The 21,008-nt window shown below is 70.3% G+C and carries 16 protein-coding genes; 2 read left to right on the top strand and 14 right to left on the bottom strand.

Annotated features, from left to right (window positions below):
• Positions 1–143: 143 nt before the first annotated feature.
• From ACFWP5_RS15325 to ACFWP5_RS15260, 14 genes are all read right to left on the bottom strand, one after another.
• A complete protein-coding gene (locus ACFWP5_RS15325) occupies positions 144–1,358 on the bottom strand; it encodes an amidohydrolase family protein (protein ID WP_384155393.1) in 1,215 nt (404 codons plus the stop codon).
• A complete protein-coding gene (locus ACFWP5_RS15320; protein WP_384155390.1) occupies positions 1,355–3,910 on the bottom strand; it encodes a glycoside hydrolase family 78 protein in 2,556 nt (851 codons plus the stop codon). Before ACFWP5_RS15320 ends, ACFWP5_RS15325 begins: the two co-directional genes overlap by 4 nt.
• Entirely contained in the window at positions 3,903–5,363 is a 1,461-nt protein-coding gene (locus ACFWP5_RS15315) for an ATP-binding protein (RefSeq protein ID WP_384155387.1), read from the bottom strand. Before ACFWP5_RS15315 ends, ACFWP5_RS15320 begins: the two co-directional genes overlap by 8 nt.
• A gap of 18 nt (positions 5,364–5,381) precedes the next feature.
• The gene (locus tag ACFWP5_RS15310; protein ID WP_384155384.1) at positions 5,382–5,999 is read right to left on the bottom strand and encodes a response regulator transcription factor; all 618 of its coding nucleotides are present in this window, start codon (positions 5,997–5,999) and stop codon (positions 5,382–5,384) included.
• A gap of 1 nt (position 6,000) precedes the next feature.
• Positions 6,001–6,273, bottom strand: a complete 273-nt coding sequence (locus ACFWP5_RS15305; RefSeq protein WP_384155381.1) for a hypothetical protein — start codon at positions 6,271–6,273, stop codon at positions 6,001–6,003.
• Positions 6,273–6,716, bottom strand: coding sequence for a nuclear transport factor 2 family protein (locus tag ACFWP5_RS15300; RefSeq protein WP_384155378.1), 444 nt, complete (start codon positions 6,714–6,716; stop codon positions 6,273–6,275). The genes ACFWP5_RS15305 and ACFWP5_RS15300 overlap by 1 nt, the downstream gene beginning before the upstream one ends.
• Positions 6,713–7,570 carry an ATP-binding cassette domain-containing protein gene (locus tag ACFWP5_RS15295; protein ID WP_384155375.1) on the bottom strand — a complete coding sequence of 286 codons (858 nt, stop codon included), beginning with the start codon at positions 7,568–7,570 and terminating at the stop codon, positions 6,713–6,715. Before ACFWP5_RS15295 ends, ACFWP5_RS15300 begins: the two co-directional genes overlap by 4 nt.
• Entirely contained in the window at positions 7,567–9,339 is a 1,773-nt protein-coding gene (locus ACFWP5_RS15290; RefSeq protein ID WP_384155373.1) for a dipeptide/oligopeptide/nickel ABC transporter permease/ATP-binding protein, read from the bottom strand. The genes ACFWP5_RS15295 and ACFWP5_RS15290 overlap by 4 nt, the downstream gene beginning before the upstream one ends.
• On the bottom strand, positions 9,336–10,277 hold the full coding sequence (locus ACFWP5_RS15285) for an ABC transporter permease (RefSeq protein ID WP_384155370.1): 942 nt from the start codon (positions 10,275–10,277) through the stop codon (positions 9,336–9,338). The genes ACFWP5_RS15290 and ACFWP5_RS15285 overlap by 4 nt, the downstream gene beginning before the upstream one ends.
• A gap of 40 nt (positions 10,278–10,317) precedes the next feature.
• On the bottom strand, positions 10,318–11,826 hold the full coding sequence (locus tag ACFWP5_RS15280) for an ABC transporter substrate-binding protein (protein WP_384155367.1): 1,509 nt from the start codon (positions 11,824–11,826) through the stop codon (positions 10,318–10,320).
• A gap of 102 nt (positions 11,827–11,928) precedes the next feature.
• On the bottom strand, positions 11,929–12,819 hold the full coding sequence (locus ACFWP5_RS15275) for a sugar phosphate isomerase/epimerase family protein (RefSeq protein WP_384155364.1): 891 nt from the start codon (positions 12,817–12,819) through the stop codon (positions 11,929–11,931).
• Positions 12,820–12,857: 38 nt separating this feature from the next.
• Entirely contained in the window at positions 12,858–13,967 is a 1,110-nt protein-coding gene (locus ACFWP5_RS15270; RefSeq protein WP_384155361.1) for a Gfo/Idh/MocA family protein, read from the bottom strand.
• Between the two features lie 61 nt (positions 13,968–14,028).
• Entirely contained in the window at positions 14,029–14,949 is a 921-nt protein-coding gene (locus ACFWP5_RS15265; RefSeq protein WP_384155358.1) for a sugar phosphate isomerase/epimerase family protein, read from the bottom strand.
• A complete protein-coding gene (locus ACFWP5_RS15260; RefSeq protein ID WP_384155355.1) occupies positions 14,946–16,049 on the bottom strand; it encodes a Gfo/Idh/MocA family protein in 1,104 nt (367 codons plus the stop codon). The genes ACFWP5_RS15265 and ACFWP5_RS15260 overlap by 4 nt, the downstream gene beginning before the upstream one ends.
• A 226-nt stretch (positions 16,050–16,275) precedes the next feature.
• Here ACFWP5_RS15260 and ACFWP5_RS15255 point away from each other — a divergent pair, with 226 nt between their 5' ends.
• Entirely contained in the window at positions 16,276–17,514 is a 1,239-nt protein-coding gene (locus ACFWP5_RS15255) for an ROK family protein (RefSeq protein ID WP_384155352.1), read from the top strand.
• A gap of 301 nt (positions 17,515–17,815) precedes the next feature.
• Positions 17,816–21,008 (top strand): glycosyl hydrolase (locus ACFWP5_RS15250; RefSeq protein ID WP_384155349.1); only part of this gene is annotated, 3,193 nt, incomplete at its 3' end.

Raw genomic sequence — 21,008 nt, 5'->3', positions numbered from 1 at the left:
CCGGCCCGTCACGTCCATCGGCATCGACCTCGGCCTGACTGGCCCAAGCGGATCAAGCCCACCTGCGACGTGGCCTCGTGTGGCAGCAGCACCACCGAGTGCCGACAGGAGTCACTCTCCCTTCCTCGCCAACTCCGGCTCGCTCAAAGGAGGTTCTTGCGCAGCGCTCCCGCCTGGGCGACCAGGACGACGTTCTCCGGCCTGCCGAGGCTGCCGATGTCGTGCAGGGGGTCTTGGTCGACCGCCACGAAGTCCGCGGTCTTGCCCGCCTCCAGGGAGCCCAGTCGGTCGTCGACCCCGAGGAGCCGGGCCGCGGTGAGTGTGCCTGAGGTGATGGCGACCAGCGGGTCCATGCCGAGTTCCACCAGGTACGACAACTCGCGCAGATTTCGGCCGTGCGTGACGACACCGGCGTCCGTGCCGAGGGCGATCGGGATGCCGCGGGCGATGGCGTGCGCGATGTTCTCCTTGGTGATGCCGGCCCAGCGGCTCTTCTTGCGGAAGTGGTAGTCGGGCATGGTCGCCTGGTCGAGCGGGGCGAAGACCGTGGCGAGGGTGGGGACGAGGACGGCTCCCCGCTCCAGTGCCAGATCGCACAGCTCGTCGGTCATTCCGTAGCCGTGCTCGATGCTGGTGACACCGGCCTGTAGGGCGTTGCGGATGCCCGCGGTGCCCTGGGCGTGCGCGGCGACCGTCTTGCCGCGATGCCGTCGGGCCTCGTCGACGACGGCCTTCAGTTCGTCGGGGGTGAGCCCCTCGTCGTCGGGGTCGTCGTGCGGGCTGCCCATGCCGCCGGTGGCGCAGACCTTGATGACGTCCGCGCCGTCGCGCAGCATGCGCCGGGCCGCGATCCGTACCTCGTCGACCGTGTCGGCGATCTCAGCCAGATGCGGGGCGGCATTCACACCGCTGGGCAGCGAGCAGTCGGCGTGCCCACCGGTGTGGCCGATGACCTTGACGGCGGTCTGAAGCCGGGGGCCTTCGACGAGGCCCCGTTCGACGACGGTGCGATAGCCCGCGGGCAGACCGCCGAGGTCTCGCAGCGACGTGACGCCCGCGTCGAGGGTCGTGCGAAGTCGCCGCGCGATCTCGAAGGTCTCCACCGTCGGGTCGGTGGTCAGGCCCGCGGTGAGCCCGCGCCCCGGGGTCATGCACAGGTGCGTATGGCAGTCGAAGAAGCCGGGGAGCAGGGTGCGTCCGGACAGGTCCACCGTTACCGCCGTCGGTGTCGGGGGCGCGGTCGCTGCCGGTCCCGCGTAGGCGATGAGACCGGCGTCGTCCACGACGAGGACCGCGTCCGGTACGGGCGCGGCTCCGGTTCCGTCGATCAGGACCGCGTGCTGGTAGCGGGTGTTCATGGCATCTCCGTAAGGAAGCGGTGTTCGCCGGAGCCAACCTCGGGGCGCTCCGCCATGCCCGGCAGGTCGATCAGCGCGGTGGCGCCGGGCGGGACCGTGACCGTCACGCGCAGCACACCGTCGACGCGGGACCAGGCCACGGCGGCGCGGCCGTACGGCGTTTCGTGGGTGGCGGAGGCGTGGGTGAGTCCCCCACCGGGGCGGGGACGGACCAGTAGGCGGCGGTAGCCGGGGGCCGCGGGGGCGAGCCCGGCCACAGTGCGGTGCAGCCAGTCGGCGACGGCGCCGAGGGCGTAGTGGTTGAAGGAGGTCATCTCGCCGGGGTTGACCGTGCCGTCCGGCAGCATGCTGTCCCAGCGTTCCCAGACGGTGGTCGCGCCCATGGTGACCGGGTAGAGCCACGACGGGCAGGTCTTCGTCAGCAGTAGTCGGTACGCCGTGTCGTACTCCCCCGCGTCGCACAGCGCGTCGCAGATCAGCGGCGTGCCGACGAAGCCGGTGCCGATGTGGAAGTCGCCCTCGCGGACGAGTTCGGCGAGGCGGCGGCCCGCTTGGGCCCGATGGGCGTCGGCGAGCAGGCCGAAGCGCAGGGCGAGGGCGTACGCGGTCTGGGCGTCGTTCGTCAGGAGGCCGTCCGGGGTGACGTACTCGTCGCGGAAGGCGGCCCGTACCGCCTCGGCCAGCTTCGTGTAGTGGGCGTGGTCGTCGTCCCTGCCGAGGAGTTGGGCGGTGCGGCCGAGCAGCGAGGCCGAGTGAACGTAGTAGGCGGTGGCGACCAGCTGTTTGTCGGTGCGGGCGTCGCCGGGGCGGTCCGGCGGGGCGGTGGGGTCGAGCCAGTCGCCGAGTTGACGGTCGGTGTCCCACAGGTGCCGGTCACCGGCCACGGCGGTGATGCCGTCGACCCAGGCCTTCATGCTGTCGTACTGGTCGGCGAGGATGCCGAGGTCGCCGTGGCGCTCGTACATCACCCAGGGCACGACGACCGCCGCGTCGCCCCAGGCGGCGGCGCGCAGTTCGGGGAAGCGGTCGGGGAAGAAGGGCACGTACATCGGGACGCGGCCGTCCGGGTACTGCTGGGCGGCGAGGTCGGTCAGCCAGGAGCGCAGCAGGCCGGAGCAGTCATAGAGGAAGGTCGCGGTGGGGGCGAAGATCTGCACGTCGCCTGTCCAGCCGAGGCGTTCGTCGCGTTGCGGGCAGTCGGTCGGGATGTCGACGAAGTTGCCGCGCATGCCCCACACCACGTTCTCGTGCAGGCGGTTGAGCAGCGGATCGGAGCAACTGAACCAGCCGGTGCGGCGCATGTCGGTGTGCAGGACGACGGCCTGGATGTCGCCGTCGCCGATGTCCCCCGGCCACCCGGTGACTTCGGCGTAGCGGAAGCCGTGGAAGGTGAAGCGTGGCTCCCACTCCTCGCCGCCCGCATCGCCCCGCAGGGTGTACGTGTCCGTGGCGCGGGCCTCGCGCAGCGGGCGCACGGCGAGTTCGCCGTCCTGAAGCACTTCGGCGTGGCGCAGGGTGACGGTGTGTCCGGGCTCGCCGGTGACCCGGATGCGGAGGCGCCCGACGAGGTTCTGGCCGAAGTCGAGGATCGTACGGCCGGACGGTGAGGTGAGGACGTCGACGGGAGCCAGCGTTTCAGTACGGCGTACGGGCGGGCCGTCGGGCGCGACGAGCAATGCCAGGTCGTCCGGCAAGACCTCGGCCGGACTCCAGTCGGCGGGCTCGCGGCGTGCGTCGTACTCCTCGCCCTCGTAGATCCCGGAGGTGAGGATCGGGCCGTGCGCGGCCTGCCATCCCGAGTCGCTGCCGAAGGTCTCGGTGGTGCCGTCGGTGTAGCGCACCTCGATCTGGACGAGGGCGGCCAGCCGGTCTCCGTAGATGTTGCGGCGTCCGCCGCCGAAGCCGATCCGGCCGCGGAACCAGCCGTCGGCCAGCAGCACGCCGACCGTGTTACTCCCCAGGTGCAGCGCTTCGGTGATGTCGTACGTCTGGTGGCGCAGCCGCTCGGTGTAGTGGGTCCAGCCAGGGGCGAGGACGTGGTCGCCGACGCGTACGCCGTTGATCTCGGCCTCGTACAGGCCGTGGCTCGTGGCGTAGAGGCGGGCGGACGCCACGGGCGCGCGCAGCCGGAAAGTGCCGCGCAGTACGGGTGGCGAGACCTGTCGGTCGGTGGCCTCGGGCCAGGCCGGGGACACGAAGCGGGCCTGCCAGTCGGCCGGTTCGAGCAGCCCGGCCTCGACGGTCAGCGGCGCGGACCACGGGCTCGCACCCCCGCCCTTCGGCCCCCATACCCGTACGGACACGCCGACTTGCTGGCGCGAGCGCAGGGGGTCGCCGGGCCAGGGCACCAGGACCGAGTCCGCGGACAGGCGACGGGCCGTGTACAGCTCCCGCTCACCGTCCGTGAGCCGGATCTCGTACGCCGACTGGGTCCAGCCCGCACGGGTCGTGACGGCCTGCCAGGTCAACCGGGGGCGGGGCTCGCCGATCCCGAGCGACTCCCGGTGGTGCTCGGCCCGCAGCGCGGTCACGTGGATGTCCTGGTCAGGCATGTGCTTCCTTCGAGTGGGCCTCGGCCGACGTGAGAGGGAGAGCGAAGTGGAAGACCGCTCCCTGCGGCTGGTTCCCGGCCGCGTGGATACGGCCGCCGTGACGGGTGATGATGCGGTGGCTCAGGGCCAGGCCGATGCCGCTGCCGTTCTCCTTCGCGGTGAAGACGCCGTCGAAGATCCGGTCGCCGGGAAGGTCGGCCGGCAGACCCCGGCCGTGGTCACGGACGGCGAGTTCGGCGTCTCCGTCCGCAGTCCGCCGCGTGGTGAGTTCGACCTTGCGCTCCCCCGGCGGCCAACTCGCCATCTCCTCGATGGCGTTGAAAGCGAGGTTCATGACGACCTGCCCGATGAGGACGTTCTCGCAGCGCACCGGGAGGGGCTCGTCGGTGAGGTCGAACTCGACGTCCACGGCGTGCTGTTGAGCCCTGACGTCGATGAAGTAGGCACAGTCCTCGACGATCGTGTTGAGGTCGGTCAGCTGCTCCGACTGCTCCAGGCGGCCCACGTACTGCCGCAGGCTGCCCAGGATCCGCCGGGCCCGCTCGATCTGCCGTACGGCGTTGTCCAGCCCCCAGGCGACGGACTCGTCACCGGCGGCGAGCCGGCCGCGGGCTCCCTCCACGAAGTTGTACGCGGCGGCGAGCGGCTGGCTCACCTCGTGCGCGATCGCCATCGCCATGTCGCCCATGGCGTTGTAGCGGGCGAGGTGGTTGAGGTGCTGGGTGTCCCGGCGGTGTTCCTCCTCGGCGCGCACCCGGTCGGTGATGTCGTAGAAGAGCACGAGCCGGCCGCGCAGATCGCTCTCGATGTCGATGTGCTGGCAAGTCGCCGCGTACCAGCGGGCTTCGCCGCCGGGTGCGCCGAGGCGGTAGCGGCCCTCGCGCTCGGGGACGGCGCCGTCGCGGCAGTAGTCCGCGAAGTCGGCGCCGTGCAGGGCCGGTACGTCGACGCCAAGCAGCTTCGCGGCGGACTCGCTCGCGAAGACCACACCGCCGTCGTCGTCGAGGACGACGATGCCCTCGGCCAGATTGCCGAGGAAGGTGCGCAGTCGCCCCTCGGTGCGGAACAGGTCACGGCGGACGGCCTTCTCCTCGGCGATGTCGCGGAACTGGACCATCACGACGGGGCGCGAGGGCAGATCCACGCGGATCGCGATGGCCTCGGTCAGGAACTCCTCACCGCTCTTGGAGCGGTAACACCACTCGGTGGCGCTGACCCCGTCCTCGACCGCCTGCCCGAGCCAGCGGTGCCCCAGTTCCCGGCTGTACTGGCGGGCGTTCTTGCTCATGTCGGGGGCCTTGAGCGGCTTCAGCTCGTCGACGGTCCACTCCAGGAGGTCGCAGGCCGCCTGGTTCGCCCAGAGGATGTCGTACGTCCTCGCGTCGTGGAGGAGCACGCAGTACTTCAACGCCTGTGTCAGGGCCCGGAAGTCGGCCGGTGCGAGATCGTTCATACGGCCTTGCCCTCGCTCTCATCGGGCGGCCGGGAGCCGCAGTCCCAGCCGGAGTACGTCGCGGACCAGCGTCGCGATGCTCTCCGCGCCGGTCTTCTCCCGGATACGGGTGCGGTGTACGTCGACGGTCTTCGTGCTGATGCCGAGCCGCCCGGCGATCTGTTTGCTGGGCACGCTGTCCAGCACCAGGTGCAGCACCTCCCGTTCGCGGGCGGTCAGAGTGTCCAACCGCCGCAGCAGATCCCGGCGTTGGGCCAGTTCGTCGAAGCGTTCCCGCGCCGTCCGCTGCGCCGCCTGCACGACGTCGAGCATGTGCTGGGGGTCGTAGGGCTTCTCCAGGAAATCGACGGCCCCGTTCTGCAGGGCGCGTACCGACATCCGGATGTCCCCGTGCGCCGAGACGAAGACGACGGGCAGCGCCGCCCCCGCCTCGTTCAGCATCTCCTGGACGCCGAATCCGCTGATCTCCGGCATCCGCACATCGAGGACCAGGCAGGCGGGCCGGTCCCGGTCGTAGGACCGCAGGAAGGCCCGGGCGTCGGAGAAGCACTGCGAGCGGATGCCCACCGACTCCAGGAGCCAGGCCAGCGAGGTACACAACTCCTCGTCGTCGTCCAGGATGTAGACGAGGCACATCTCAATCGCCCCAGGCAGCCTGGGCGATCCAGTACTCGCTGCCGTCGGCGCTGACGCCGCGCTGCCACTCGCTGGTGCGCCGCAGCGCCGGTTCCACCCGCGCGGTCGCCGCGTCGGCGCCGTCGGGACCGTCCTGATCAACCTGCCAGTGCACCCAGTTGACCTCCTGGCCGGCACTGTCGTGCACGAACAGGTCGACGTGGTGCCAGCCGTAGTGGTGGGTGTCGGCGTAACAGGTCAGGAACATCGTCCGGTCGTCGGTGTCCGCGATCATCACTCTCCCGTCAACGGTGCGCTGAACAGCCGTTCCGTGCGGAAGGCCGAGATTCGGGGATGGTCCGGGCCGATCCGGAAGGTCACGTCGAGCTTTGCGACCATGACCTCCGCGGCTCCCGACTCGTAGCGCGAGAGCTGCTGCATCGACCAACTCCCCCGGGCGGTAGCGCCTTTGACGTGGACCACGCCGGGGAAGAGCAGGTGCACGTTGGTACGGAAGTGAGGGCTGGGCGGCAGATAGGCCGACAGCATCTCGACGATCGCCTCCCGGCCCTCGGTACGGCCGAACTTCCCGGCGTACTCGCTGCCGCCGCCCTCCCAGACCGCGTCCTCGGTGAAGAGGTCCCCCAACTCGCCTTCCGTACAGACCGGAACGTCACAGAGGGCGAGATAGCGGGCAAGGGTGTCCGTGACCAGACTCTCAGGCAGCCTCCCGCTCATGACGCGTCCCGTTCCCGCGCCAACCGCAGCCGCTCCGCACGGCGTTGGGCCTGCCGCTCGGGGTCGGGGACGGGCGCGGCGAGCAACAGCCGTTTCGTGTAGGCGTGTTCGGGGCGCTCGGTGACCTGGGCGGCGTCGCCCGTCTCCACGATGTCGCCGCGGTACAGCACGGCCACCCGGTGGCTGATGTGCCGTACGACGGAGAGGTCGTGCGTGACGAACAGATACGCCACCCCCGTGGCTTCCTGGATCTCGATGAACAGGTCGAGCACCCGTGCCTGTGTGGACAGGTCCAGGGCGCTGACCGGCTCGTCGCACACGATCAGTTTGGGGTCCCGGCACAGGGCGCGCGCGATGGCGATGCGCTGCCGCTGGCCGCCGGAGAACTCTCGCGGCAGCCGCTGCGCCGCGTCGTGCGGGAGGTACACCTGGTCGAGCAGGGTCTGGACGCGGCGTTCCGCGTCGGTGCGCGAGACACCGGTCACCAGCATCGGTTCGGTGAGGATGTCCATGACCGTCATGGCCGGGTTCAGCGAGGTGAACGGGTCCTGGAAAACGACCTGGATGTCCTTGCTCAGCGCCCGCCGCTCCCGCTTGCCGATCCCCGAGACCGGCTTTCCGGCGTAGCGGATCGCACCGCCGGTCACGGGAGCGAGGCCGAGGACCGCCCGGCCCAGGGTCGTCTTGCCGGAGCCGGACTCGCCGACCAGGCCCAGTGTCTCGCCGGGTGCGATCGACAGGGACACGCCGTGCAGGACGCGGAAGGGCTGCGCGCGGCGGCCCTTGCCCGGGTACTCCACGACGACGTCCTCGAGTTCGAGCAGCGGGGTCGCGTCCGCGGGGCCGGCGGTCATGACGTCACCTCCTTCAAGGGGGCGCCCAGGGCGGCTCGCGCCGGGCCGCCTTCGAGCGTGGAATCGAGGAGCATCCGCGTGTACGCGTGCTCGGGCGACGCGAAGATCTTCTCGATGGATGCCGTCTCGACGATGCGTCCGGTCTGCATGACGGCGACCCGGTCGCAGATGTCGGCGACGACGCCGAAGTCGTGGGTCACGAGGATCATGCCCATCTCGCGTTCCTGCTGGAGGGAGCGCATGAGGTCGAGCACCTCGGCCTGGACGGTGACGTCGAGTGCGGTGGTCGGCTCGTCGGCGATCAGCAGTTGCGGATCGCACGACACGGCGCCCGCGATCAGTACGCGCTGGGCCATGCCGCCCGAGACCTGGTGCGGGTACGACGTGAACACCCGCTCCGGGTCCGGGATGCCGACGCGTGCCAGGAGTTCCAGCGCCTTGGTGCGGGCTTCGCCCCTGGAGATCCCGAGATGCTTGCGCATGGGTTCGACGAGCTGGAAGCCGATACGGAAGCAGGGGTCGAGGTTGGACATGGGCTCCTGCGGTACGTATCCGATCCCGCGGCCACGCAGGGCGTTGAGCGCGGCCCGGCTCACCCCGAGCAACTCCTTGTCGGCGAAGGACATCTGATCCGCCGTCACCTCGGCCTCGTTCGGCAGCAGTCCGAGGACGGCGAACGCCGTCTGGCTCTTGCCGGAGCCGGACTCGCCCACCAGGCCCAGGACTTCACCGCGCTCCACGGTCAGGTCGACTCCGTCGACGACGGTCTTGTCGCCACCGGAGCCGTCGGAGCCGCGGGAACCTCCGGGCTTCGGGTAGCTGACGCGGAGGCCCTCCACGGTGAGCAGGCGATCGGACGGCACACCGGCAGCGGACTTCCTCGGCGCCGGCCGACGCCGGCGGATCCCCCGGGTCTCGGTCGTCGTCCCCAGTGCGTCGCGCACCGCGTTGCCGAGCAGGCTGGCCGCCAGGATGGTCACGGCCATCGCGAGGCCCGGCCACACCAGCAGCCTCGGTGCGGTGTAGACGTTGGTGAAGCCGTCGTTGAGCATCGCGCCCCAGCTGGCCTGGGACGCCTTTCCCAGACCGAGGAAGGACAGACCGGCCTGGATGCCGATCGCCACCGCGAACAGCTGTGTCGCCTGGATGACCGAGGGCGCGATGACCACCGGCAGGATGTGCCGTCGCATGATGCGGGGGTCGCCGAGGCCGGAGACCCGCGCGGCGTCGACGTACAGTTCCTCGCGCACCGAGACCACCGAGGCGCGGATCAGGCGGAAGACCATCGGCGCCATGATGACGCCAAGGACGATCATCGCGACGTTGAGGTCCTGGGAGAGGGCCGCCATCACCACCAGCATGACGATGATGGCGGGCACGGCCATGATCACGTTGATGATCCAGCCGGCGACCGAGTCGAACCAGCCACGGTAGAAGCCGCTGACCAGGCCGAGCGGTCCGCCGACCAGGAAGGCGACCAGGGCCGCGAGCGTGCCGCCGAGCAGGCTGGTCCGGCCGCCGTACAGCAGCCGTGACAGCACGTCCCGGCCGACGCCGTCGCCGCCGAGCGGGTGGGCGCCGGACATCGGTGCGAGGGTGTCCGACAGGACGCTGTGGTCCGGTGCGTAGTCGGTGAGCAGCGGGGCGGCCAGGCTCGCGAGGATCACCAGCGCCAGGACCACCAGGCAGCCGACGGCGACCGGGTCGCGCAGTGTCCGGCGCAGGAGGCGGTCCCGTTTGGGGAGCGCCGCGGTCTCCGGGACGGTCATGAGACACGCACCTTCGGGTTGAGCCAGCCGTACGCGATGTCCAGCAGCAGGTTGACGGCGACGACGACGGCCACGGTCACCACGACCGTGCCGAGCAGGACGGGCGCGTCCCCTCGGACCGCCGCAGAGTTGGCGAGGGTGCCGATGCCCGGCAGCCCGAACACCTTCTCCACGACGACCGCGCCGCCGATCAGGCCGATGAACTGGAGGGCGAGCACGGTCAGGGCGGGTGGGGCGGCGTTCCGCAGCGCGTGCCTGTACACGACGCTGCGGGTGCTGAGTCCCCGGCTGCGCAGGGTGCGGACGAAGTCGGCCCGCAGGACGTCGATCAGTGCCCCGCGCACCTGCATCGCCGTGGCCGCCGTGGCCGCGACCGCCAGGGCCACGGCGGGCAGGATGACCGATTGGAGCCATCCCGAGGGGGACGTGCCAAGGGCGACGTACCCCGTGGCCGGCAGCAGTCCGAGCTGGACCGCCATGACGACCGCGAGGACCAGGGCGATCAGGAAACTGGGGATCGCGGTGCCGAGCACCGCGGCGAACTGCACGACGCGGTCCACCCAGCCGCCGCGGAGCGCTGCCACGGTCCCCAGGGCGATGCTGAGGACCAGGGCGATCAGCATGCCGACGAGGACGATGGAGAGCGTGACCGGAAGGGTGTTCGCCAGGGACTGGTTCACCGAGTCGCCGGTGAACCAGGACTGGCCCAGATCGCCGTGCACGGCCCGGTCGATCCAGTGCCCGTACCTGACCACCAGGGGGTCGTCGAGGCCGAGTTCATGGGACTTGGCGGACACCTGGGCCGGCGAGGCGGTCTCGCCGAGGATGTTGCGGGCCACGTCGGTGCCGGTCAGGCTGAGCAGCAGGAACGTCGCGGTGGCCACGACGACCACCAGGACGACACCGGCGGCGATGCGCCGGAGCAAGAAGACAAGCACGGTCAGTTCCTCCTTCCGCGGGGTCGCAGCGGCCTTGCCGCTAGCTCTTGGCCGGCGCGAAGTTGTAGATCGGCGGGAAAATGCTGCCGGGCTGCGGCGTCACCTTCACGTCCTTGGCGGTCCCGTAGGCGTTCACAGTGGGAGTCCAGGGGGCATTCCACGCCTGGTCGACGACGTAGGTGTTGAGCTCCTTGAACAGCGCGGTGCGCTCGGCTCCGGTCGCCTTCGAGATCTGGGAGATCAGGTTGTCGGCCTTGGAGTCGTGGTACTTGAAGGGGTTCCCGGCCGACGTCTTGGTCAGCTCCAGCTGAACCTTGTCCCACGAGGTCGGGGCACCCAGCTTGAAGTAGGACAGGGCGTACTTTCCGGCGAACATGCTGCTGAAGATCTGGTCGCTCGGCAGGTTGTCCAGCTTCACCTTGATGCCGATGTCCTTGAGGGACTGGGTGAGGGCCGCCTGCTCCTGCGGGAAGAGGGCGGACAGGTCCGGCATGGTGACCGAGAAGCCGTTCGGGTAGCCGGCCTCGGCGAGGAGCTTCTTGGCCTTCGCCGGGTCGTAGGAGTACGTGGAGTTCAGCGAGGCGTCGTAGCCCTCCTCCCACGGAGCGAACAGCTGCGTGGTGGGCTGGCCGAGTCCGGTCTTGGCCGTCTTGATGATGGCCTGCTTGTCGAAGGCGTAGTTGAGTGCCTGCCGGACCTTGAGCTTGCCGAGCGCGGGGACGATCTTGCCGGCCCGGTCCCAGATGAACAGGCCCTCGATGTCGCCGGGTTGGTAGGTGACGACGTTCAGGCCGCGGCCCTTGACGGTCTTGACCTTGCTGAGGCCGAGCGAGGCACCGTCGAGCTGGCCCGAGAGCAGGGCGTTGGTGCGTGCCGTCGGGTCGGCCAGGTACTTGATCACGATCTTGTCGTACGGGAAGGCCTTCGCGTTCCAGTAGCCCGAGGTGCGCGTGTAGGTGTACGTCTGCCCGGTCGTGGTCGCCGAGGCGTCCAGCTGGTACGGGCCGGAGCCGACGGGAGCCTTCGGGTTGGTGAGCGACTTGGGGCTGGCGATCATGCCGGAGACCTGGCCCAGGGCGGGGAGCAGGGCGGCGGTGGGGTGGCTCAGCTTGATGGCGACGGTCTGCGCGTCCACGGCGTCCACACTCGAGATGTCCTGGATCTCGCCGGCGGCCGTGCCCGTACCGCTCTTGGTGTGCAGAAGGTTCTGCTTGACGGCCTGCGCGTCCAGCGCCGTGCCGTCGGTGAACTTCACACCGCTGCGCAGCTTCAGCGTCAGGGTGGTCTCGGCCTTGTCGTACGTCCACGAGGTGGCCAGGTTCGGAGTGGGCTCGTTCTTCGTGTTCAGCCGGATCAACGTGTCGTAGACCGGCTGGTAGTACGGGGCCTCGGGGCCCATGTTGGCCTTCGCGAGGTCCCACGGCGTGGCCGTGACCGACTCGGAGATGGTCAGTGTCTTGTCGGCGGCACCGGTTGAGGCGGTGCCGCCACAGGCGGCGGTTGTGATGGTCAGGAATCCGGCGCCGATGAACGCCGCTGTCTTGCGCATGATCTCTCCATCTGTTCCATTACCACTGTCTCCTCGGCTCCCCGTGGTCGTCCCGCTCCCCGGGTGTGAACAACCAGTCATTCGACGTTCCGAGCCTGTGGATCACTGCACGTACTTGGCGGCCCACTCCCCGCACTTGCGGACGCTCTCCTCCGGCGTCGGCTGGGCGCCACGGTCCACTTCGATGATCAGCCAGCCGTCGAAGCCGTCCGGGAGCGCGTCGACGAAGCCTTCGATGTCGGCGTTTCCGTGGCCCGGCTCCGACCAGAGGCCGGCCTTCACGGTCCTGCGGTAGTCCCAGCCCGCCTCCCTTGCCTCTGCGGCAAGGTTGAGGTCGAGGTCCTTGATGTGGACGCTCGCCACGCGGTCGGCATAGTCGCGGACGAGCTGCGCGGCGTCGGCGCCCGCCCAGGCCAGGTGGCCCATGTCGGGGCCGAACCCGAGGACCGAGGCGTCGACGGTGTCGAGGATGAAGCGGGTCTCCTCCTCGGTCTCGGCCCAGGTGCCCACGTGCGGGTGGAAGGCGGGGGTGATCCCCTGGGCGCGGATGATGCCGGCCGTCTCCGCGAGCAGGTCTCGTACGCGTTCCAGCCGGTCCTGGTCGGCGTCCTGGCCGACCGCCGGGCGGGCCACGCGCACCGCGTCCTTGGCCATCCCCATGGCGAGGAACATCGTGGGCACGCCGAGCTCCGCGTGCTGTTCGGCGATCCGCGCGGCGTTGTCCCGGTACTGCTGCCGTTCCCCCTCGTCCTCGGTGAGCCGTACGGGAATGTAACCGGGCGCGGCGCTGAGTCCGTACTCGGCCAGCAGCGCGGCGTACGCCGAGGCCGTCATGTCGCCGGGGACGTCGCTGTGCACGGCGGTGATGCCGGCGTCACGGATGACCTCCAGCCGGTTCTCCAGCGACGGCGCGAGGGTGGGGTCGATCCAGCCCTCGGGGCTCGCGACCCACTGGAGGGGGTTGATGGCGAGACGGTCCTGCCTGATCTTCATGTTCTCGGGTCCTTTCAGTGTGCGGGTGCGGCTCGGGATCAGTGGGCGTAGCGGGGCTCCGGGCGCTCGCAGCTGCTCTCCAGCGCGACGACCCGGTTCTCCTGCTGCGCGATCTCGAAGCTCGCGAGGACTTCCAGGGTGTGGAAGGCGAACTCGCCGTTCGCGCGGTGCGGCTCGCCGGCGAGCGCGCCGACGAGATCCCGTACGCCCAGGCCCCGGCGGTGTTGCTCGGGTGTGCCCACCGCGCCGAAGAGCTCGGTCACCGGGGTGAGGACTTCCCAGTCGCTGTCCTGGTGGCGCTTGATCCGTACGTCGCCGTCGAAGAAGTTGGGGTTCGGCAGCGCGAGCGTGCCCTCTGTGCCGTAGATCTCGATCCGGGGCAGCTCGGTGTCCCAGACGTCGAAGCTCATCAGGACGGTGCCGATGGCTCCGGAGGTGAAGGTCAGTACCGCGGACGCGTGGGTGGGCACCTCGACGGTGATCTCGTCGACCACGCGGTCGGGGCTCGTGACCTTGCGGGTCTTCGCGCCGATGCGGGTGGCCGCGGAGAGCGAGCTCACCGGGCCGAGGCAGTTGATGAGGGCTGCCAGGTAGTAGGGGCCCATGTCGAACACGGGCCCGGCGCCCGGCTGGAAGAAGGAGCGGGGGTCGGGGTGCCAGGTCTCGGCGCGGCTGGAGCGTACGAAGGCGGTGGTGCCGACGACCTCGCCGATGAGCCCGGCGTCGATCGCGTGTCGTGCGGTCTGCACGGCGCTGCCCAGGAAGGTGTCGGGTGCCGATCCCAGCAGCCGGCCGGTGCGCGCCGCGGCTTCGAGGATGCTCCTGCCTTCCTCGACGGTGACGGCGAGGGGCTTCTCCGCGTAGACGTGCTTTCCCGCCTCCAGCGCGGCGATGGTGGTCTTCGCGTGGAACTGCGGGGGCGTGATGTTGATGATGATCTCGACGCTGTCGTCGGCGAGGAGTTCGGTGTCGTCCCCCCATTCCGGTATGCCGAATTCGGCGGCGGCCTGCTTGGCGCGGGCCGGGTCGATATCGGCGACGCGGACCACTTCCAGCTCCGGGAAATTACGCAGGCCTTCGACGTAACGGCCGAATATGTTGCCCGCGCCCAGAATCCCGATGCGGTGCCGCGTGCTCTCCTGAGCCATGAATCTCCTGCGCTTTCTTGTCAGTTGGGGGACGTGTCGGTCGAGTGGGGGGCACGGCCCGTCAGGCCACGATCAGTGGCCGCAGGGTGCGGTGGGCGATCTCAAGCCCCGTCTTGACCTTCTCCTCGGTGCCGCTCCACACGGGGTCCTCGTGCTCGACCGAGAGCGTCCCGGTGAAGCCGTTCTCGTACAGGGCGTCCACGACGGCGTTCCAGTCGACCTGGCCGCGGCCCGGGACGCGGTAGCGCCACCAGCCGTTGTCCCAGGGGTCGTCGCGTTCGACCGCCTTGCCGAAGACGCCGTAGCGGTCGATCGCGCCGGGCAGGATCTCGGCGTCCTTGGCCTGGGCGTGGACGATCCGGTCGGCGTACGGCGCGATGGTCTTCACCGGGTCGACGCCGATCCACTTCAGGTGCGACGGATCCCAGTTGAGGTAGAGCCCGAGGGAGAACATCCACTCCCACAGCTCGGGCGAGTAGGCGAGGTTGCCCGGGTAGCCGTCCGGGTGCCAGCCCTCCATCACACAGTTCTCGATGATGAGGCGTACGTCGCGTTCACCCGCGTACTCGACGAGTTCGGGGAAGATCTTCTCGGCCTCGCGAAGGCTGTGCGCCACCGGTTGGGTCCAGTCGCGGCCGACGAAGGTGCCGACGTACGGAACGTCGAGGGCGGCCGCGGTGTCGATGACCTTCTTGAGGTGGGCGTGGATCTCTTCCCGGCGCCCGGCGTCGGGGTGGAGGTTGTTCTCGTAGTACGCGAGCGCCGAGAGCTGCAGCCGGTGACGCTCGAACAACTCCCTTGTCTCGTCCGCTTGTTGGGTGCCGAAGTCGGCGACCGGCAGGTGTGCGGCTTCGAAGTCGCGGCCGCCGGTGACGGGCCAGGCGGCGACCTCCAGGGCCTCGTATCCGGCCGCGCTCGCCCAGGTGGCGATCTGCGTCAGGGAGAGGTTCGGGAGACAGGCTGTGAGCATGCCGAGTTTCATACGGGGGCCTCCTGGCTCACGTGGTTGAGTTCGGGGCCGTCGATGCCGGTCCATGCGAGGGAGTCGGCCGACCGCAGCACGGCTTCGACAAGCCGGGCCGAGCGCAGTCCGTCCGCGCCGGCGGGCAGGCCTTCGGGCGCGCCGCCCTCGATCGCCGTATAGGTGTCGGTGACAAAGGAGTTGAAGCAGTCGGCGTAGCCCTGGGCGTGTCCGGCGGGCAGTCGGGAGAGCCGCCGTTGTTCGGCGGAGCCGTGCTGCGGATCGCGTACGAGAATCCGTGCGCCGTCCTGGGCGCCGAGCCATGCGGTCTCGGGATTCTCTTGGTCGAAGACCGCGCTCCCCTCAGCGCCGTCGAGTTCGAACCAGAGCCGGTTCTTGCGGCCCGCCGAGACCTGGGAGACCGTCAGCGTGCCGAGGACACCGTCTTCGGTGCGCAGCAGTACGGCGGCCACGTCCTCGGTGGGCCGGTTCGCGAACGTGGTGCCGATGCGGGCCGTCACCTCGGTGAAGCGGACTCCGGCGACCCACTCCACCAGGTCGCACCAGTGGGATCCGATGTCGGCGAAGGCCCGCGAGGGCCCGCCCTCGGCCGGGTCCACCCGCCAGGACGTCGCGTCCTCGGCCAGCAGCCAGTCCTGGAGGTAGCTGCCGTGGATGAGCTGCCACGCCCCGAACTCACCACGCAGGCGGCGGTCGCGGATCTCCCGGACGAGGGGGTGATAGCGGTAGACGAAGGGAACGGCCAGCAACAGCCCGGCGCGCTCGGCCAGTTGGGTCAGATGCTCGGCGTCGGCGGCGGACGTGGCCAGCGGCTTCTCGCAGATCACGTGCTTGCCGGCGCGCAGGGCCGCCTCGGCCTGCCGGACGTGCAGGGCGTTGGGCGTGCAGAGGTGCACCACCGTGACGCTCTCGTCGGCGAGTACCGCGTCGAAGTCCGGATACCGAGCGGGTACGTCCCACTCCTTGGCGACCTGTGCGCTGCGCTCAGGAGTCGACGCCACCGCTCCGGCCAGGACTCCCCCGGCCGAGCGGATCGCCGCGGCGTGTACCGCGCCGATCATTCCGGTCCCGATCACGACCGCTCGCAGGGAACCACTCACCGGTGCACCTCCGCCGTCTTCCGACCGACCGCGGCCTGAACACCGCGTTGCGCATCACCATCGTTTAGTTCGACGGAGAAGCACAAGAGGCCCTATTTAATTTTTTCCAAGGCCTAAAATCGACCAAACACCAGGCCTGAGCCGAAACGATCTCGGCGCGATCCCGACATCGTTGGCCTGAAGAGTCCATTGACGGACGGAAGGCGGCATCATTAAGGTCACTGGAATGCATAAAGGCGACGAATACAGCGAGGGACACACCGCCGGGACGACCCCGTCCTCCCCGGTGCCGGTCGCGCTGCGCAAGGTGCTGGACCTCGTGGTCTCCGGTGAGGCGACCAGCCGTGCGGAGATCTCCCGGCGCAGCGGCCTCGCCCGCTCGACCGTGGGCCAGCAGGTCGACCACCTCGTGGCGCGCGGCATACTCCAGGAACTCGAGAGCAGGGAATCGGTCCGGGGTCGCCCGCCGCGTGTCCTGACGATCAGCCCGCAGGCCGGGACCATCGCCGTCGCGGACATCGACACCCTGTCGAGCCAGGTCGCCATCGCCGATCTCACCCAGCGGGTGATCGCGCACGAGACCGTGGACATCCGGATCGACGCGGGCCCCCGTGCGGTGCTGGACGCGGTGACGGAGCGGCTGTCGAGCCTGCTGGCGAAGCACGGCCGCGACCCGGACCGGGTACGCGAGACGGTGGTCGGCCTGCCCGGCCCCGTCGACTTCCAGCACGGCTGCGCGGTACGTCCGACCGGCATGCCCGGATGGGACGGCTACCCCGTCGCCGAGCACCTGCGCACCGCCTTCCGCTGCCCGGTCGTGGTGGACAACGACGTCAACCTGATGGCTCTCGGCGAGGCAGGCCAGGCCACGGCGGACACTCCGCTGCTGTGCATCAAGATCGCCAGCGGTATCGGCGCCGGGATCGTCACCGCGAACGGTGACGTGTACCGCGGAGCCGACGGGGCGGCCGGCGACATCGGCCACATCCGGGCGGTCAGCGGCGGCGATGTGCTGTGCGCCTGCGGCAACATCGGCTGTGTGGGAGCGCTCGCCTCCCACCGGGCGATCCTGCGCAGCCTCGGCATTCCGGAGGCGACGGGCGAGGACCCGCTGCACGGCGCGCACGAACTGGCGCTGCGGGTGGCCAACAGCGATCCGCCCGCCCTGCACGCGCTGCGTCAGGCCGCCACCGAGATCGGCGAGGTGGTGGCGATGCTGGTGCACATGTTCAACCCCCGCACCCTGGTGCTCGGCGGCCCGCTGAGCGAACTCCGCGACGATCTGCTCTCCGGCGTCCGCGCGGTCGTCTACCAGCGCGCCCTGCCACTGGCCACCCGCAAACTCACCATCACCACCACCCAGCTCGGCGCCGCGGCCGGGATCCACGGCGGGATCGCGCTCGCCACCCGGGACATCTTCAGCCCGCCGGGCATCGCGAGACTCCTGGCGAGCGAACCCACGTAACGGCTCCTGATACGCCGGGCCGTGCAGCCGTGTAAAGGAATCCCCTACACACTCCAGCCAACTCCCAATTGTCGGCCCGTTCCTGCCACGCCTAGCGTGCAGGCACGGCGGGATCGAGGACCGCCCGGCAATGCGAGGAGTTCGTCCGGCGCGCCGACACCCGTCGGCTGGACCGGCTGTTCTACGCGGCCATGGGCCTGGCCGGCGCCGTCGGTATCCGGATCATGAGAAGGATCGACCCGCAGGGCGGACTGCCTACCGGAGTGCTCACCCCCGCCGCGACCGTAAAGGGAGCCACCGCATGAACTCCGAACTCACCCGCCTGTTCGACGAACCGTCCCCCGAGTTCTCCCCCGCGCCGTTGTGGTGGTGGAGTGGGGAGAAGGTCACTCGGGAGCGGCTCACCGAGCAGTTGGAGCAGTTGGCCGGGCAGGGCGTGAAGAACGTCGTCGTCATCAACCTTGCTCCGGCCGGCCCCATGGTCGGAGCAAGGTCCGATGACCCGCTCTGGTTCAGCGAGGAGTGGTGGGACCGCTTCGCGGATGCCTGCGAGATCTGCGAACGGCTGGGGATGCGGATCTGGTTCTACGACCAGATCGGGTTCTCCGGAGCCAATCTGCAGGGGCGACTGACGCAGGATCATCCCGAGTACGCCGGGGCCACGCTGCACCGCACCGTGCTCCGGGTCGGTGCCGACGGACGGGTCGCCGTACCGCCGCCGGCCACTCCGGTCGCCGCGTACGACGCCGACGGGCGGCGGCTCACCCTCGGCGACGACGGGCGCCTGATCGACGGGAAAGCCACCCCCGAGACCCCGGTCACCCTGGCCTACACCCTGCCGACCGCCTACGACTACCTGTCCCGCGAGGCCTGCGACGCCCTGCGCGACTTGGTGCACGGCGAGTTCGAGCGCCGGATGCCCGAGCGGCTCGGCCGGGTGATCGCCGGGAGCTTCCAGGACGAGCTGCCGATGCACAACTCCTGGACCCCGCGGCTGCCCGAGGAGTTCACCAAGCGCCGCGGCTACGACCTGCTCGACGTGTTGCCCACGCTCTGGGCGCCGGAGGCCACCGAGGACGGCGCCAAGGTGCTCGGCGACTACTACCACACCCGGGCGGAGCTTGCCGAGGAGGCCTTCTTCCGTCCGCTGGGCGAGTGGCACTCCGGGTACGGAATGCTGGTCGGCGCCGACCAGTTGAACCCGGCCCGCGGCGGGCAGCCGATCCAGGCGACCCAGTTCTACTCCGACTACTTCCGCACTCACCGCTGGTTCGGCGCCGCTGGAAGCGACCACGAGGGCGATATCAAGGTGCACAGCTCGATGGCGCACCTCTACGGCCACGACCGGGTCTGGTGCGAGTCGTTCCACTCCTCGGGCTGGGGCGGCACGCTGGAGGACACCTACGACTGGCTGCTGCCCTTCTTCCAGTCCGGGGCCACCCTCTACAACCCGCATGCGGTCTACTACAGCATGCGCGGCGGCTGGTTCGAATGGGCGCCGCCCTCCACCGACTGGCGCCAGCCCTACTGGGGGCAGTACGGACCGTTCGCCCAGGCCGTCTCACGGATCTGCTCGATGCTCAGCTGGGGCACGCCGGTGTGCGATGTCGCCGTGCTGCACCCTGCGGGCACGGTACGGGCCCGGCTTCCGTTGGACGCCCCGGTCGACCACAACTTCGACGCCGCCGACCCCGGCCCGGAGTACGGTCCCCTCGCCCGGCTCCAGATCCAGTACCTGGAGCTGGTCGGCCAGAACAACTGGTTCCACCACCGCCCCGGCGCTCTGCGCGAGGCCGCGGTCGAGTACGACATCGTCGACGAGCACTCGCTGCAGCGGGCCGTCCCCGAGGACGGGTGGACCGCGATCGACGCGTTGCGCTACCGGTGGGTCGTACTGCCCGGCTGCGCGGTACTGGAGACCGCGACCGCCCGGTATCTGCTCGAACTCCTGGACGCCGGCGGCCGGGTGGCACTGCTCGGCGAACCGCCCTCGGCAGCCGCGGAACGCGGCGGCGACGACGAACTGGTCCAGCGGATCGCCGCACACCCGCGGGTCCTGATCACCGACGATCCCGCCGAACTCGCCCGTCGGCTGGCCGAGGGGACCCGGCCGCTGCGCTCCTCCGTCCCGGTGCTGGCCCGCGCGAAGGGCTCGGAAGGCGTGGCCTTCGTCCCGGCCGCCTCCCCGAACGCCTCCCGCTACCCCCTGCGTGACGGCAGCGGCTGGTGGTGGAAGGACTACGACTTCGACCCGGCCCGCTACGCCGCCTCCACCACCCTGTGGCTGGACGGAACGCCCGCCGCCGTGGAGCTGTGGAACCCGGCCACCGGCGAACGTCGCCCGGCGCGTTTCGCCCGGGAGGGCGAGCAGACCCGGGTCGAGGTCGACTTCGCGGGCGCCCCGGCCCAGCTCGTCGTCTGGTCCGACGAGCCGTCACCGGCCGCCGCGCTCCGGCCGTCCACGGTCGGGAGATCGGCAGGCGGGGATTCCAGCTCCCTCGCGATCGAGGGGCCCTGGCACGGCACCCTGCTGCCCACCCTGGGCGCGGCCAACGCCCGGGGCGACGTCGCCAAGCCGGACGGGTCCGAACCCGCGCCGCAGATCTGGGAGTTCGAGGCCGCCGAGGCGCCGGACGGTCCGTGGTCCACGGTGCACGCCACCTTCGGGCCGCACGGGCTCGCCCACCCCGCGACGCCGGTGGCCGAACTGCCCACCCCGCTGCTCCCCGACCGGGCTGCCGCAGCGGCCCGGGGCGAGGACGCCCTCGCGGAGGAAGCCGCCTGGTACCCGGTGGAGTACTCCGACAGCCGAGGCATCCACAAGGACCCGCGGCACAAGCTCGGCCCCAAGGGGCGCGTCCCCGAGGAGTTCCTGTCCTTCCCCGGCCCGGCCCCGGGAGAGGGCGTGCAATACCGCACGGTCGTCGGCACCGGCGTACGCGGCACGGTGGAGCTCCTGGTCGGCGCGGGAGCAGCGAAGCGCGTGTGGTGGAACGGGGTCGAGGTCACGCCCCAAGCCGCGCCGCCCGGTGTCATCCCGGCGGAAGGGGCCCCGGCCGGCGAGGGCTATCTGCTGCGCGCGCCGGTCACCGCCGGCGCCCGCAATGTGCTGGAGATCCGGCTCGCCGACTGGAGCCGGGCGACCGGTATGCACGAGGGCAAGGGCACCTCCGTCGACGCGTTCTGGGCGCTCGCCGAGCCCGGTGGCTTCCCCGACCGTCCCGAGTACCTGACCACCACGGCCCCGGAGGGCGGCCGGGAGACCCGCTTCCTCCGCGAGTTCACCATCGACGCCGTACCGGACCTCGCCGAGGCCCTGGTGGGCGCGGCAGTCGAACTCTCCTTGCTGGTCAACGGCGAACCGGTGGGCCGCCAGGCCAAGGTCGAGTACTACGCGGGCTGGGGAGCCCGTCCCGCCTTCTTCGTCCACGATGTCCGCCCGGCGCTGCGCCGCGGCCCCAACACCCTGGAAGTCGTCCTGCACAGCTCCGATC

This window comes from Streptomyces sp. NPDC058469, assembly GCF_042721125.1.
In the GTDB taxonomy this organism is placed as follows: Bacteria; Actinomycetota; Actinomycetes; order Streptomycetales; family Streptomycetaceae; genus Streptomyces.
Note: the sequence above shows the minus strand (reverse complement) of the source record. Positions and strands in the feature narration are given on the sequence as shown.

Bases quoted from the DNA above. Each gene is read 5' to 3' on its own strand.
- ACFWP5_RS15255 (WP_384155352.1), top strand. From the start codon at position 16,276: ATGCATAAAGGCGACGAATACAGCGAGGGACACACCGCCGGGACGACC.
- ACFWP5_RS15270 (WP_384155361.1), bottom strand. From the start codon at position 13,967: ATGGCTCAGGAGAGCACGCGGCACCGCATCGGGATTCTGGGCGCGGGC.
- ACFWP5_RS15320 (WP_384155390.1), bottom strand. From the start codon at position 3,910: ATGCCTGACCAGGACATCCACGTGACCGCGCTGCGGGCCGAGCACCAC.
- ACFWP5_RS15290 (WP_384155373.1), bottom strand. From the start codon at position 9,339: ATGACCGTCCCGGAGACCGCGGCGCTCCCCAAACGGGACCGCCTCCTG.
- ACFWP5_RS15265 (WP_384155358.1), bottom strand. From the start codon at position 14,949: ATGAAACTCGGCATGCTCACAGCCTGTCTCCCGAACCTCTCCCTGACG.
- ACFWP5_RS15315 (WP_384155387.1), bottom strand. From the start codon at position 5,363: ATGAACGATCTCGCACCGGCCGACTTCCGGGCCCTGACACAGGCGTTG.
- ACFWP5_RS15295 (WP_384155375.1), bottom strand. From the start codon at position 7,570: ATGACCGCCGGCCCCGCGGACGCGACCCCGCTGCTCGAACTCGAGGAC.
- ACFWP5_RS15275 (WP_384155364.1), bottom strand. From the start codon at position 12,819: ATGAAGATCAGGCAGGACCGTCTCGCCATCAACCCCCTCCAGTGGGTC.
- ACFWP5_RS15310 (WP_384155384.1), bottom strand. From the start codon at position 5,999: ATGTGCCTCGTCTACATCCTGGACGACGACGAGGAGTTGTGTACCTCG.
- ACFWP5_RS15325 (WP_384155393.1), bottom strand. From the start codon at position 1,358: ATGAACACCCGCTACCAGCACGCGGTCCTGATCGACGGAACCGGAGCC.
- ACFWP5_RS15280 (WP_384155367.1), bottom strand. From the start codon at position 11,826: ATGCGCAAGACAGCGGCGTTCATCGGCGCCGGATTCCTGACCATCACA.
- ACFWP5_RS15300 (WP_384155378.1), bottom strand. From the start codon at position 6,716: ATGAGCGGGAGGCTGCCTGAGAGTCTGGTCACGGACACCCTTGCCCGC.
- ACFWP5_RS15305 (WP_384155381.1), bottom strand. From the start codon at position 6,273: ATGATCGCGGACACCGACGACCGGACGATGTTCCTGACCTGTTACGCC.